The organism is Weizmannia acidilactici, assembly GCF_008974185.1.
Lineage (GTDB): Bacteria > Bacillota > Bacilli > Bacillales > Bacillaceae_C > Weizmannia > Weizmannia acidilactici.
In genome coordinates this window covers 1-13,416 of the sequence record NZ_BKZP01000016.1, presented here as the reverse complement: position 1 = coordinate 13,416, position 13,416 = coordinate 1, and the positions used below count along the sequence as shown (strand labels likewise).

Genomic DNA, 13,416 nt, shown 5'->3' with positions numbered 1-13,416 from the left:
AGGGCACTGTTCTATAAAAATGGGATGAATTTGAGTTGGAAGAAGGAGTACAGTCCTTATACAGCGGGATGTTATGTAAACTTAAAATACGCCTGTTTTATTTATCCGCGAATTAATCCTATATATCCACGCATTTTCCGCGCTGTTGGGTTGGAAATCATTATATGGTATGCTCGCCCGGCATTCGTTGAACAATACCCATAAGGAGTGGGTATAGATGCATGAAGTCATTACCACCCTGTCTGCAAAAAGACGGGAGAGGCAAATCAGATATGAACGCAATCTGCTCCGGGAGCTCCCGATCGAAGCTTTGAAAAAAAGCTTTCAATCCCATTTTGATTCATTCCGGATCAACGGGGGAGCCCGGATGGAGCAGAGCGTCGAAGAAGGCTGCTATGATGTGGCCATCGAGGCATATTTATTGGGCGGCCACTACAGCCGCTTCGGCTACTACGGCGAACCGTTGGAGCAGGCCAAAAAACGGTGTGAAACCGAGTTAAAACATATTACGGATACACTTTACAACTTCTGGCTCTACTGGACGTTCGGCAAAGATACCATGCAGGAATCGATTTATTATACATGCGAACAGTTTACCGACTACTGGTGGACGTACGGCTTTAAAAAAGGCGAACAAAGGCGGAAACTGCGGCTTCATTAGGGGGGGCCGGCTATAGGCGGCCCCCTCTAAGTTTGTTGCCGGCCCGCCGATTTTTTTCGGAATTCCGCTGATATTTTTCGGATTAACGCCGATTATCCGACAAGTTTCGCCGATAAAGAAAGTTTTTTCGCTGATACCGATTTTCTAACAGCAAATAAAGGGAGAAGGCATATGAATTTAAAGTCTAATTCCAAGGCAGTTCTCTCTAAAAAGATCGACCCGCCGATTTTTTTCGGAATTCCGCTGATTTTCCGAAAGGTTCCGCTGATAAAGGAAGCTTTTTCGCTGATAAATTTTTCAAGACAGATGCGGGCGGGAGATACGATTTCCGCTGCAGTTCTTTTCTGCCGATATTTTTAAATTACTGCTGATGTTTTGCCAACTTCCGCTGAGAAAGAGAGATTTTCCACAGTAAAACGGGAAACCGTTTGAGTTCCAACCTTAAAAAAGTTCTATTTTCCTTTCTTGTCCCATAACTATCAGTAAGGACAAGGAGAGGGAGATTGAGATGAAACGGAAGATCAAAATCGCGGGGTTTTTGCTCGGGGCCGCCCTTTTATTTTTGCTTCTGCAGTTTGAATTTTTCCAAAAAGATACATGGCGCCCATGGAATTTGCCGCTTTCCGGAAAAATCATTTATTTGGATCCGGGGCACGGCGGTCCGGACGGCGGCGCAACCGGCGATGAGGTGCTGGAAAAAGATGTCGCCTTAAATGTCGCCAGCAAAATCAAAGATTACCTGCAGCAGCAGGGGGCGCTTGTCATCATGACGCGCGAAACGGACACCGACCTGGCCGATAATGAAACAAGAGGCTACAGCCGGCGCAAAGTGGAAGATTTAAGAAAGCGGCTTTCCCTCATTAACCAATCGGAAGCTGATCTGTTTATCAGCATCCATTTAAATGCAATTCCGCAATCCCAGTGGCGCGGCGCACAGACATTTTACTTCCCAAGCATGGTCGAGAACAAAAGAATTGCAACTTTCATCCAGGCTGAATTGATACGGAACCTTGAAAATACAACGAGGGTTTCGAAAACATTGTCCAATGTATACCTGTTAAAACATGCGAAAAAACCGGGCTGTCTTGTTGAAATCGGTTTCCTTTCCAATCCGGAAGAACGTCAGCAACTGAAATCCGACGAATACCAGACAAAAGTGGCCGCATCCATTTATGAAGGGATTATGCGGTACTTTACGAAAGAAAAAGATTTAAAATGACGGCGCCATCCAGCAAGCCGATCCAGTCCATAAAATCGTCAAATTATGGTATACTGGATTCAGGCTGGAAACGACTTCATTCAAGGATGGTGTGAAAAATGTTGACGGAACAACAAGTGTATGATGCGATAAAAGGGTTTGAAGATCCTTTTTTACATAAAACGCTGGAAGAAACAAAAGGGATTGTCGAAATCAAAATCAAAGAGGAAATCCAGCATGTCAGCGTAAAAGTCGCCATTGCGAAAACCGGCACGAGGGAACAGCTGCAATTGCAGATGGCGATTGTAAAAGCACTGAAGGGAATCGGCGCCAACACGGTCGGCATCCGTTTTGGCGAGCTTCCGAAAGAAACGCTTGACCAGTTCCGGGATCTGCTGAAGGAAGACAACCCAAATCCGCTTGGCTCCGCCAAAACTGAATTTATCGCGATCGCAAGCGGCAAAGGCGGTGTCGGAAAATCAACCGTATCCGTGAATTTGGCGGTTGCCCTCGCCCGTCTTGGGAAAAAGGTCGGCCTGATTGATGCCGATATATACGGATTCAGCGTGCCGGATATGATGGGCATTATGCAGCGCCCGGTTGTCCGCGGCGAAAAAATCATCCCGGTCGAACGGTTCGGGGTAAAAGTCATTTCAATGGGTTTCTTTGTCGAAGATAATGCGCCGGTCATTTGGCGCGGCCCGATGCTCGGCAAAATGCTGAACAATTTCTTCAATGAAGTGGAGTGGGGGGACTTGGATTACCTGCTCCTTGATTTGCCGCCTGGAACCGGGGATGTTGCACTCGATATCCATTCGATGCTGCCGCGCTGCAATGAGATCATCGTGACAACCCCGCACCCGACAGCCGCTTTTGTTGCCGCAAGGGCAGGGGCGATGGCATTGCGGACGGAACACAATTTATTGGGTGTCATTGAAAATATGTCTTATTTTGAAAGCAAGGTTACCGGGGAACGCGAGTATGTGTTCGGCCGCGGCGGCGGGGAAAAATTGGCCGAGGAGCTGCGGACGGAACTGCTTGGACAACTGCCGCTTCAGCAGCCGGATTGGAATGAGCATGATTTTGCGCCGTCCATTTATGCCGAAGATCACCGCATCGGCAAAATTTATACGGAAATAGCCCGGAAGATTGTCGATAAACTGAAAAAATAAACATATTGCAAAGCGGTGGGGCAGCATCCCACCGCTTTTTCCGGCAGCTTCATTTTTTCCCGTCCGTTTCTTTGGCGGCTTTCCGTAAACTGTCCTCCATTTTCGCTTTAAATAAAGGATCATTAAACGTGTCGACCACAACACTTTGCATTGTTTTCCGCATCTCTTTGCTTTTCAGCATATTGCGCACTTCTTTTTCATAAACCGGATCTTTTAAAACGTCGATCATCATTGCCTGGTAATCCGGATCTTTCATTAAACTTTTCAGCAATGCTTTGTTTTCGGTTTTCATGCTTTTGGCAACCGCTTCGGCAAATTTCGGGTCTTTCATCGATTCTTTCCAAAAATCCATGCCTTTTTGGGAGGTTAACGTTTTTTCGATCGTTTCTTTGACATAGGCCTGGTCAATGACAAGATTCTTTTTCATGTCATCGCTCGTGATGATATCTTGCAGTGCTTTTTTGCCTTCGTCGGTTTTCAATATATCAATGACCATTTTTTTCGTCTGGTTATAATCTGTCTGCCCGCCCATTGCGGCATTGCCGGAGCAGGCGGCAAGGGCAGCGCACAGGGGGATGAGGAGCAAAACAATAATTTTCTTCATGCTTTTGGCTCCCTTCTTCATTCTATCTTTAATATGGGGAGATTTTTTCGTTTTATGCGCGGGAGGGTAAATGCTAGATTTTTCAAACAATTATTTGGTACAATCTAAGTACAAAAGCATAAAAGGGGGATGGGCGTTGACAAGCCGGAATTGGGTTCGTTTCTTTTTTGCCGTACTCGCACTCGGCGGGGTGTCGTCCGGGATATTGGGGTTTTTGATCCGCTGGCCGGAACTGGAGCCTTATGTTGCCCGTATGGATCTGTTATCGATCGTCGGCGCGTTTTTCTGGTTTGCAGGTGTCGGGTTGATTTTCAGCTTGGTCAGCCAGGTCGGCTTTTTTGCTTATTTAACGGTGCACCAGCTTGGGCTCGATATTTTCCGTTCGCGGATGGTGTGGCAGGCAATCCAGCTTGTGGCAGCCTGTTATGTGCTGTTTGATTTTGTGTATTTCCGGGCGGATTTCCACCAATCGCTTTGGTTCGCGGCGGTGGTCCTGGCTGTTTCTTTGGCGGCTGCATTTGCCAAGGCAAAACAGGCTAAAAGCGCAAGTGCGTTCATTCCCGCCCTGTTTTTTATGGTGGCGGCAACGATATTGGAGTGGGTGCCGGCTTTGCGCGTGAATAATCAATCATGGCTGTATTTAATGTTTTTTCCACTTTTGATCTGCAATGCTTTCCAGCTCCTTGTTCTTCCGTATTTTTTAAAGCGTTCCCAAAAAGAGAGGGAACAGAAAGCAGCGATGAAGGCCGCAAATTAAAAAACCGGATTGCTGCGTGTCGGCATCCGGTTTTTTGGCAGGGGGCCCCGTTTTCTGTTATGGTATTACTTTCGTTTTCGTTTCGCCGTTTGCGATCATTTCGGAGACGGCGATGAATTTTCCTTCGTGCGACAGGTTGCGGATGATGGTTGGCAGGGCTTTGTTCGTTTGTTTGGCGGCATCGGAAGCATGGAGCAGGACGATGTCGCCGTTTTTTGCTTCACTTGCTTTTTCGATGATTTTATCGGTGCCCGGGTTTTTCCAGTCATTCGTGTTGATGCTCCAATGGACAACCGTGAGCCCCAGTTGGTTGGCTATTTTCAATGTCGTTTTGTCAAAATGGCCGGTTGGGGAACGGATGAGTTTCACGTCTTTTACTTCAAGTTTTTTAAACACTTCCTGCGCCTTCAGCATATCGCTTCTCACTTTGCTCGGCTCCGTATCGGTATAATCCACGTACGCATAACCGAGGCTCCCGATCTCATACCCGGCTTTTTCGATCATTTGGACAATATCGGGATGTTGCTCGGCCCAAGCCCCTGATAGAAAAAATGTAGCGGATTTCACGCCGTTTTTTTGCAGCGTTTTAATGATTGGGACGGCTTTTTCATCCCCCCAGCCGATATTAAAGGTAAGCGCAATCCCCTTTTCCCCTTTAAAAACCGCTTTTGGGGCACCGTTTGCTGAAAAAGCGGCAGTTTGCGCCAGCATTTGGGTATATAAAAATACAGCGGTAAAAAAGGACACAACGATGATGAAAAGGTACTGTTTCCATTTGCGTGTATGCGACTCGGTAGAATGCATCAGTCAACCCTCCGTTACAGACAGTGCTTGTTTTATTTTATGCGCAAAATTTCCGGGAATATGCAATCAAAAGTTTTCATGATATTTTCCTTATATTTGGTAAAGATAGTGTTACTACGAACAGAAAGGGTGCATGCGGGTGTTAGGATTGGTTGTACATGAAAATGAACTGCTGGAACTGCAGTATTTATTAAAAAGGGAGATGGAAGAGATATTATACGACTTGAATGACCAAAGGATCGAGCGGACCGTAAAGAGGGCGATGAAGGAAAGGTACCGGATCTTATTCAGGCTCCTGACAAAAGTGGCGCCCCAAAGCGAATATGCCCAATTCGCCATTCCCCCGAGGCGGGAAAACGAACGGTAAAAGAAGGGTGTCTCAAAAGCCGGTTCACAAACTTTTGGGATACACCTGTTTCAAGGCACATCTCCAAGGGGCCATTCAAATGACTGTAAAGGCCGTTCCAAGGGAAAAATCAAGCCCGAAACGCATTACAGGGTTGATGAAGACCATTTCCATAAAAAACCCCCGTTCAACTTGTCTTTATAAAAATTGTAAAAGTCAAAACTTTAAGCAAACAGGGCTGCCAAAGTCCACTTGGGCAGCCCTGTTTGGATTATTGTTCACGTTTGCCGAAAAAAGTCAATAGGTTTCAGGAGGGAAATTTTTGCAAAAATAAATTGTCAAATAATATTCACATGATCTTAAACAATTTGTCACACAGCTCCTATCTGTACCTTAAAAAGATTAAATATAATATAAGTGTAATGATAAAGTATCGGAAAACGGATAAGGAGGGAATGTTGGGAAATGAGTGAGTTAGTATTGGCACGTGCCCAGTTCGCAACGACGACATTGTTCCACTTTATTTTCGTGCCGCTTTCAATCGGTTTGGCTTTTATTGTCGCAGTAATGCAAACGCTTTATTTGGTGAAAAAGAAAGAAATCTACCGAAAAATGGCGAAGTTTTGGGGAACTTTTTTTCTCATCAATTTTGCGGTCGGTGTTGTCACCGGGATCATCCAGGAATTCCAATTCGGGATGAACTGGTCGAGCTACTCCAGGTTTGTCGGGGATGTATTCGGCGCGCCGCTTGCGATTGAAGCGCTGCTAGCGTTCTTCATGGAATCGACTTTCATCGGCCTGTGGATTTTCGGCTGGGACAGGCTGCCGAAAAAACTCCATCTTGCCTGCATCTGGCTTGTTTCGATCGGGACAATGCTGTCGGCGCTCTGGATTATGGCCGCAAACTCATTCATGCAAAACCCGGCCGGCTATACGATTCATAACGGCCGCGCGGAAATGAACGATTTTGCCGCTGTGATTTTGAACCAAAAATTACAGGTTGCCTATCCGCATATTATTTTTGGCAGCCTCGCAACGGGTGCTTTCTTCATTGCCGGCGTTTCGGCTTGGAACTTGATTAAGAAAAAAGAAGTGGCCTTTTTTAAACGCTCTGTTTCCATTGCACTGATCATCGGGTTGATTGGCGGGATCGGCCTCGCGTTTTCCGGCCATGACCAGGCACGTTATCTGGTCAGGGTGCAGCCGATGAAAATGGCGGCGGCGGAAGGTCTGTGGAATAATAGCGGGGATCCTGCGCCATGGACGCTTTTTGCTGTCATTGATACGAAAAATAAAAAATCGGTGGATAAAGTTGAAATCCCATACTTACTGAGCTATCTGTCCTACGGCAAATTTTCCGGGGAAGTCAAGGGTATGAACACGCTCCAAAAAGAATACGTGCAGGAATACGGGGAAGGGAACTATATCCCGCCTGTCAAAACAACGTTCTGGAGTTTCAGAATTATGGTCGTGGTAGGCGGCATCCTCATTTTGTTCAGCCTGATCGGATTGTATTTAGTGTGGAAGAAAAAAATCGAAAACAGCACGCGTTTCCTGAAATGGCTGTTCCCGGTCATGTTCCTCCCGACGATCGGCAATTCGTTCGGCTGGATCATGTCTGAAATGGGGCGGCAACCTTGGGTCGTCAACGGCTTGATGAAAACAAGCGCGGGCGTTTCGCCGAATGTTTCGGCCGGCGAGATCCTGTTTTCGATTATTGCATTCTCGCTAGTTTATACGCTTTTGGCGGTTGCAATGGCCTACTTGTTCATCCGCGTTATTAAACAGGGCCCGCAGGCAAAACCGATGGAAGATATCACTGCAACGGATCCTTTCAATACAAGGAGGGTTGGATAATGCAGTTAAATGAATTATGGTTTGTGCTCGTTTGTGTATTGTTTACTGGGTTTGTATTTCTCGAAGGTTTTGATTTCGGCGTAGGCATGAGCACGAAATTCCTCGCAAGAAATGAAACGGAAAAGCGGGTGTTGATCAATACGATCGGCCCGTTCTGGGATGCCAATGAAGTGTGGCTCTTAACGGCGGGGGGCGCAATGTTTGCCGCTTTCCCGAACTGGTATGCAACGCTTTTCAGCGGATACTACCTTGCATTTGTTATCCTTTTGCTTGCGTTGATTGCCAGGGGGGTTGCATTTGAATTCCGCGGCAAGCTGCAAGCAAGCAAGTGGAAGAATATATGGGATTGGTCGATTTTCCTCGGGAGCATACTGCCGCCGTTTTTGCTCGGCGTGTTGTTCTCGGGGCTCATTAAAGGTCTGCCAATTGACAAGTCAATGACGATGCATGCCGGATTTTTCGATATCGTCAACCTTTACACTATTGTCGGCGGTATTGCCTTTGTTGTCCTCGTTTACTTGCACGGTCTGATGTTTCTCACGCTGAAAACGGAAGGCGAACTCCGCGAGCGCGCCGGGAAAGCCGCGATGAAAATGTATGTCGCAGCCGGTGCAGTCGTCATCCTGTTTACTATACTAACAGCGGTTTTCACAGGCGCCTTTGTGAAACGGGGAGCAATTTTAATTCCGCTCTATGCGGTCGCGATCGTGCTGTACCTTGCTTTGTACCCGCTGCTGCGGAATAAAAAAGAAGGCTTGAGTTTCACGGTAACCGGGCTGGTTTTAATTCTTGTCACGGCTTCGTTTTTCATCGCGCTCTTCCCGAACGTGTTGATCAGTTCAACGGATGTGGTGAATAACCTGACGCTGTACAAAGCTTCGTCCAGCCCATATTCATTGAAAGTCATGACGATTGTGGCATTGACAATGGTACCGATCGTGCTGGCGTATACAATCTGGAGTTACTACGTTTTCCGGAAACGTGTCACGCCGCATGAGCTGCATTATTAAGTATGTGAAAAATGTTAAGCCCGGCAAAGCTTTGCTGGGCAAGTAAAAAATGTACTAGGACGCGGTCGAAAAAGCGCGCCCGCCACCCACCCGGGGAGCAGATTTCGGGCAAACCGGGTGCTTTTCATTTTATGACAGGGCTTTTAGGGAAAGCTCGCGCGGATTTTCGCAATCAAAAGCATGCCGGCATCACCTGGCGTGCAGGCAAGGAGCTGGTGCGGATGGATAAGCATTTGTTGCATTATAAAGGAAGCATCCAGGCGATGTTTTTGGTCGGATGCCTGACATTGGTCCAGTCATTCGCAGTGATTGTGCAGGCAGTGTATTTGGCCAAAGCGATTGTCCATTTGTATAAAGGGGCGCCGTGGCAGGAAGCGCTGGCCGAGTTCGGAATCTTTTTTGCCGCCCATATCGTTAGGCATTTTTTGCAGTGGGCGAAATCGCGGATTGCATTCCGCTTTGCCAACCGTACATCCCTGCATTTCCAGAACTTGCTTGTACAAAAGCTTTTTCGAATCGGGCCGCGCGCGATCAGCAGGCACGGTACAGGGAATCTTGTAACGCTTTGTCTGGAAGGCATTCCGCAATTCCGTACGTATTTGGAGCTGTTTATTCCGCGGTTTATCTCCTGCATGTGCATCCCTGCCGTCCTCTTGGCCTATTTTTTCCTCACAGACATCGAAACAGGCATCATTTTGCTGCTTGTCATGCCGATTTTGATTGGATTTTTGATTTTGCTCGGGCTTGCCGCGCAAAAGCAGAAAGACGCAAGATGGGAAACGTACCAACTGCTTTCCCGGCATTTCGTCGATTCGTTAAGGGGGCTTGTGACGCTAAAATTTTTAGGGCGGAGCAAAGGCCATAAAAAAGCGATATGGGAGGTCAGCAACAAATACCGCATTGCCACGAACCGGACACTTCGGATCGCATTTTTATCTTCGTTTTCATTGGACTTTTTTTCAACGTTGTCTGTCGCGGTCGTGGCGGTTGAACTCGGGCTCAGGCTGATCAACGGCCATATCGGTTTTGAGCCAGCCTTGGCGCTTTTGATTTTGACGCCGGAATATTTCATGCCGGTCCGCGATCTTGGCAGCGACTACCATGCGACAATGGACGGGAAAGAAGCGGGCGAGAAAATCCACCGCCTACTTGCGGAAAAAGAAGATTTCGGAACCGGCCTGTCTTTCCCAATCAAGGCTTGGAATGAGAACAGCATCTTGTCGGCTGAAGGGCTTGAAAAACGATCGGAGGAAGAAAACCGGGCGATTTTGCATGATGTCGATTTCAGCGTCCGCGGGTTTAAAAAAATCGGCATTATCGGCGTTTCAGGTTCCGGTAAGTCTACGCTCATTGATTTGTTGTCCGGATTCTCCACTCCTGAAAGGGGCCGCATCAAGTTGGACGGGATGGAGGTTCCGCATCTGTCATTCCCGGAATGGCAGCGGCAGGTGAACTATATCCCGCAGCACCCGTATATTTTTTCCGGAAGCGTACGCGAAAATATCGCTTGGTACGCACCTGATGCGCCGCTTGAAAAAATTGAAGAAGCGGTCCGGACGGCAGGATTGTCTGAATTGGTCGCAAATTTACCAAACGGATTGGATGAGATGATCGGCCAGGGGGGAAGGGCATTAAGCGGCGGCGAAGAACAGCGGATTGCGTTGGCGCGCGCATTGTTGGATGAGCGGCCGGTGATGCTTTTGGATGAACCGACCGCTCATTTGGATATCGAAACCGAACAGGAGATCAAGCGGTTGATGCTGCCGCTGTTTGAAAACAAGCTTGTCTTTTTTGCCACCCACCGCCTGCATTGGGTGAAAGAGATGGATCTGATTTTGGTGATGGACGGCGGCAAACTTGCGGAATGCGGCACATACGAAGAACTGTACCGAAAGAAAGGCGCCTTTTACCAATTGGTAGAGGCGCAGCGGGGAGGCGCGGAAAATGAAGTACTTCAATCAGTATATTAAGCCATATATCCGGCAGTACAGGGGGCTTATGATATTAACGGTGCTGCTCGGTATCCTCACCTTTTTGGCTTCTTCCATGCTGACCTTTACTTCCGGGTATCTAATTACAAGGGCTTCGGAAATGCCGGTGACGATTCTGTTGATTTACGTGCCGATTGTCGGCGTGCGCGCATTTGGAATCGCACGGCCTGTTGCCCGTTATCTCGAACGCCTTTCCGGGCATAATACGGTGTTAAAAATTCTTGCCGACATGCGCGTCAAACTGTATGAAATGCTCGAACCGCAGGCGCTTTTCATCCGCTCCCGCTTCCAGACGGGCGATCTGCTCGGGACGCTTGCCGATGACATTGAACATTTGCAGGATGCCTATATCCGCACCATTTTCCCGACGGTTACCGCATTATTTTTATTTCTGTATTCGACTGTGGTGCTGGCTGTGTTCGACTGGCTGTTTGCTTTGTGGATTGCCGTTTGTTTAGGCGTGATTGTGTTCGTATATCCGCTTGTATCATTGTATCTCATGAAAAAACGGCAAATTGAGCTGAAAGAAACGCAAGGCATCCTGTACTGCACAATGACGGACACTTTATTTGGGATTCGCGACTGGATCATCAGCGGGAAAAAAGAACGGTTTTTCAAACAGTTTTATGAGGACAGCAGAAAAAGCCACGAGATTGAGAAAAAGATGTCTTATTGGAACCACTCGCGCACGTTCCAGCTGCAGGCCATCTCGGGCGCCATTTTAATTTTTGTCGGCATTTGGGCGGGGCATGCCGCTTTGAACGGAGAGATTGCCCCAACGTATATCGCTTCTTTCACGCTCGTCACGTTGCCGATATTAGAAGGGATGATCCCGGCTGTGCCAGCGGTTGAAAAGATTACAACATACAAAGAATCGTTGCAGCGGATTGACGGGATCCGCGGGTATTTGCCGGAAGAACCGGGGGAAAAAATGCCTTTGGATACCGGCGGGAAAGCAGATATCCGACTCGAGCATGTTACGTATTATTACGAAAATGAAAAGGAAGCAGCGCTTAAGGATGTCTCGCTCATCGTCCCGCACGGGCAGAAAATTGCGCTGCTTGGCAAAAGCGGTGCCGGCAAATCGACGCTTCTGCACCTGTTGGTCGGGGCATTGAGACCTGACAGCGGTACGGTTACGATCGGCGGGCACGCCCCGGCCGATTACGGGGAAGCCATCCACAAACAGGTCAGCGTGTTGAACCAGAAACCGTATTTATTTGCGACAACGGTGGAAAATAATGTTGGCCTCGGGCGGGCGGACGCCACGGTGGAAGAAATTGAAGCGGCGATCAGGCAGGTGAAGCTCGGCCGTTATATCGACACGCTTCCAAACGGCATCCATACGCAAATGGAGGAAACCGGCCAGCGCTTTTCCGGCGGTGAACGGCAAAGAATTGCCCTTGCACGGATTTTGCTGCAAAATACGCCGATTGTCATTCTGGATGAACCGACAGTTGGGCTTGATCCGCTGACGGAAAAAGATTTGCTCGATACGATATTTGATGTTTTGCACGACAAGACGGTGCTTTTGATTACGCACCATCTTACAGGGCTTGAAAAAATGGATCAGATCATCTTTCTCGATGATGGAAAAATTGCAATGCAGGGCACGCACGCGGAACTGATGTCAGGAAACGCGCGCTACCGGCAGCTGTATGAAATGGACCACGGGGTGGGATAAGGCCACCCCGTTTTTTTCAGGGTATGGACTGGTTACGAGCTTGCCGTCAGTGCGTTCCGTTTTTCCGCGGCGGGGAATCGGATCGTTTCGGCAATGGTTGCGGGGCATCCTTTTCATGAAATTGACACATTTATTGTAAGCGTTAATATTTCGTTCTTTTTCACAACATACTACACTATAAGTGTACCGAATTGGAGAGGGGTGATTCCAATGCAAACGTTTGGCTTTATAGGCAAAGTTGCAATCGTAACCGGTGGCGGAGGGGGAATCGGGCGCAGCATGCTTAAAACTCGCTGAGGGCGGAGCAAAAGTCGTTGTCGCAGATCTATCCGAAGAAATGGGTGAGGAAACGGTAAGAAGAATCCACGAAATCGGCGGAGATGCGATTTTTGTCCGAACCGATGTATCCAAATCGGAAGATGTCCAAAGTTATGTACGGGCCGCACTCGATACTTACGGAAAAATTGATATTCTATTAAACAATGCCGGATGGGAAGGGAAAATGATTCCGCTCGTTGACTATCCGGAAGAAGTATTTGATAAACTGATGGGCATTAATGTTCGCGGTGTATTTCTGGGGATGAAATATGTCCTGCCGCATATGATCAGGCAAAAAAGCGGTGTAATCGTCAATACGGCGTCAGTTGCCGGTATGGTCGGAACATCGGAAATGGTTGCATACGGCGCCAGCAAACACGCGGTCATCGGCATGACGAAAACCGCAGGCATTGAAGCAGCCCCGTCCGGCGTCCGTGTCAATGCGGTCTGCCCGGGTGTTGTGGATACGGAAATGATGAGAAAAATTGAAGGCGGTTTTGCAAGGGGAGATACAGCGGCTGCCGAACAAACAAGGCAGCAAATGGCCGCAGCCGCGCCAACCGGCCGTTATACACAACCGGAAGAAGTGGCGAATGTCATGCTCTACCTTGCATCCGACCTATCTTTCCGTGTTGTCGGCCAAACGATCGTCATTGACGGCGGTGCTGTCCTTTCATAACGGCATACTGTATATGTAAAGCACGAAAAAAGCCTTTCACGAAGGATGAACAGTGGCAATGCAGGAGGGGAACGCTCCGGAAGCGCAGCTTACTTAAACATTGTGGCACAACTCCCTAATCGCAAATATATATTATAGAAATGCATCACTCCGGTTTCCCTCCCCGCACGACAGCGAAAATTTTTGCAACGGGAAAAGTAGTTGACACGAAGTTGTGATCTTGGTATATTGGTAAACGTCGCTGCTTCAACGGGAAGACGGCAAGATAAAAAAGTGTTGACAAATTGGTCGGATCTTGATATAATGAAAAAGCCGCTGTCATAAATAGATGGCAT

The 13,416-nt window shown here is 48.0% G+C and carries 13 protein-coding genes; 10 read left to right on the top strand and 3 right to left on the bottom strand.

The window, feature by feature from the left end:
* The first annotated feature begins 217 nt into the window (after nt 1-217).
* From BpJC4_RS08405 to salA, 3 genes are all read left to right on the top strand, one after another.
* On the top strand, nt 218-661 hold the full coding sequence (locus BpJC4_RS08405; protein WP_151697778.1) for a YbaK family protein: 444 nt from the start codon (nt 218-220) through the stop codon (nt 659-661).
* 508 nt (nt 662-1,169) lie between these two features.
* Nucleotides 1,170-1,880: an N-acetylmuramoyl-L-alanine amidase CwlD gene (gene cwlD / locus BpJC4_RS08400; RefSeq protein WP_151680406.1), complete on the top strand. Its 711-nt coding sequence runs from the start codon at nt 1,170-1,172 to the stop codon at nt 1,878-1,880.
* Between the two features lie 98 nt (nt 1,881-1,978).
* On the top strand, nt 1,979-3,031 hold the full coding sequence (gene salA, locus BpJC4_RS08395) for an iron-sulfur carrier protein/transcriptional regulator SalA (RefSeq protein ID WP_151680407.1): 1,053 nt from the start codon (nt 1,979-1,981) through the stop codon (nt 3,029-3,031).
* A 49-nt stretch (nt 3,032-3,080) separates the two neighbouring features.
* Here the strand turns inward: salA and gerD are convergent, their stop codons facing one another.
* Nucleotides 3,081-3,635: a spore germination lipoprotein GerD gene (gerD, locus tag BpJC4_RS08390; RefSeq protein ID WP_151680408.1), complete on the bottom strand. Its 555-nt coding sequence runs from the start codon at nt 3,633-3,635 to the stop codon at nt 3,081-3,083.
* Between the two features lie 136 nt (nt 3,636-3,771).
* Between gerD and BpJC4_RS08385 the strand changes: the two genes are divergently transcribed.
* Nucleotides 3,772-4,392, top strand: a complete 621-nt coding sequence (locus BpJC4_RS08385) for a KinB-signaling pathway activation protein (RefSeq protein ID WP_151680409.1) — start codon at nt 3,772-3,774, stop codon at nt 4,390-4,392.
* A 57-nt stretch (nt 4,393-4,449) separates the two neighbouring features.
* On the opposite strand, the gene pdaB is transcribed toward BpJC4_RS08385, so the two are convergent.
* The gene (gene pdaB / locus BpJC4_RS08380) at nt 4,450-5,196 is read right to left on the bottom strand and encodes a polysaccharide deacetylase family sporulation protein PdaB (RefSeq protein ID WP_151697777.1); all 747 of its coding nucleotides are present in this window, start codon (nt 5,194-5,196) and stop codon (nt 4,450-4,452) included.
* Between the two features lie 139 nt (nt 5,197-5,335).
* Here pdaB and BpJC4_RS08375 point away from each other — a divergent pair, with 139 nt between their 5' ends.
* The 6 genes from BpJC4_RS08375 to BpJC4_RS08345 all read left to right on the top strand — a co-directional run bounded on the left by BpJC4_RS08375 (nt 5,336) and on the right by BpJC4_RS08345 (nt 13,081).
* Complete coding sequence (locus tag BpJC4_RS08375) at nt 5,336-5,563, top strand: hypothetical protein (RefSeq protein ID WP_151680411.1); 228 nt, start codon at nt 5,336-5,338, stop codon at nt 5,561-5,563.
* A gap of 444 nt (nt 5,564-6,007) precedes the next feature.
* Nucleotides 6,008-7,399 (top strand): cytochrome ubiquinol oxidase subunit I, encoded by a 1,392-nt coding sequence (locus BpJC4_RS08370; protein WP_151680412.1) that lies wholly within the window; start codon nt 6,008-6,010, stop codon nt 7,397-7,399.
* Nucleotides 7,399-8,409 (top strand): cytochrome d ubiquinol oxidase subunit II, encoded by a 1,011-nt coding sequence (gene cydB / locus BpJC4_RS08365; protein ID WP_151697776.1) that lies wholly within the window; start codon nt 7,399-7,401, stop codon nt 8,407-8,409. The genes BpJC4_RS08370 and cydB overlap by 1 nt, the downstream gene beginning before the upstream one ends.
* A gap of 221 nt (nt 8,410-8,630) precedes the next feature.
* A complete protein-coding gene (gene cydD / locus BpJC4_RS08360; RefSeq protein WP_151680414.1) occupies nt 8,631-10,379 on the top strand; it encodes a thiol reductant ABC exporter subunit CydD in 1,749 nt (582 codons plus the stop codon).
* Nucleotides 10,354-12,084, top strand: coding sequence for a thiol reductant ABC exporter subunit CydC (cydC, locus tag BpJC4_RS08355; RefSeq protein WP_151680415.1), 1,731 nt, complete (start codon nt 10,354-10,356; stop codon nt 12,082-12,084). The genes cydD and cydC overlap by 26 nt, the downstream gene beginning before the upstream one ends.
* A gap of 253 nt (nt 12,085-12,337) precedes the next feature.
* The gene (locus BpJC4_RS08345; RefSeq protein ID WP_151680417.1) at nt 12,338-13,081 is read left to right on the top strand and encodes an SDR family NAD(P)-dependent oxidoreductase; all 744 of its coding nucleotides are present in this window, start codon (nt 12,338-12,340) and stop codon (nt 13,079-13,081) included.
* A 145-nt stretch (nt 13,082-13,226) separates the two neighbouring features.
* On the opposite strand, the gene BpJC4_RS16320 is transcribed toward BpJC4_RS08345, so the two are convergent.
* Nucleotides 13,227-13,416 (bottom strand): hypothetical protein (locus BpJC4_RS16320; RefSeq protein ID WP_216643714.1); only part of this gene is annotated, 190 nt, incomplete at its 5' end.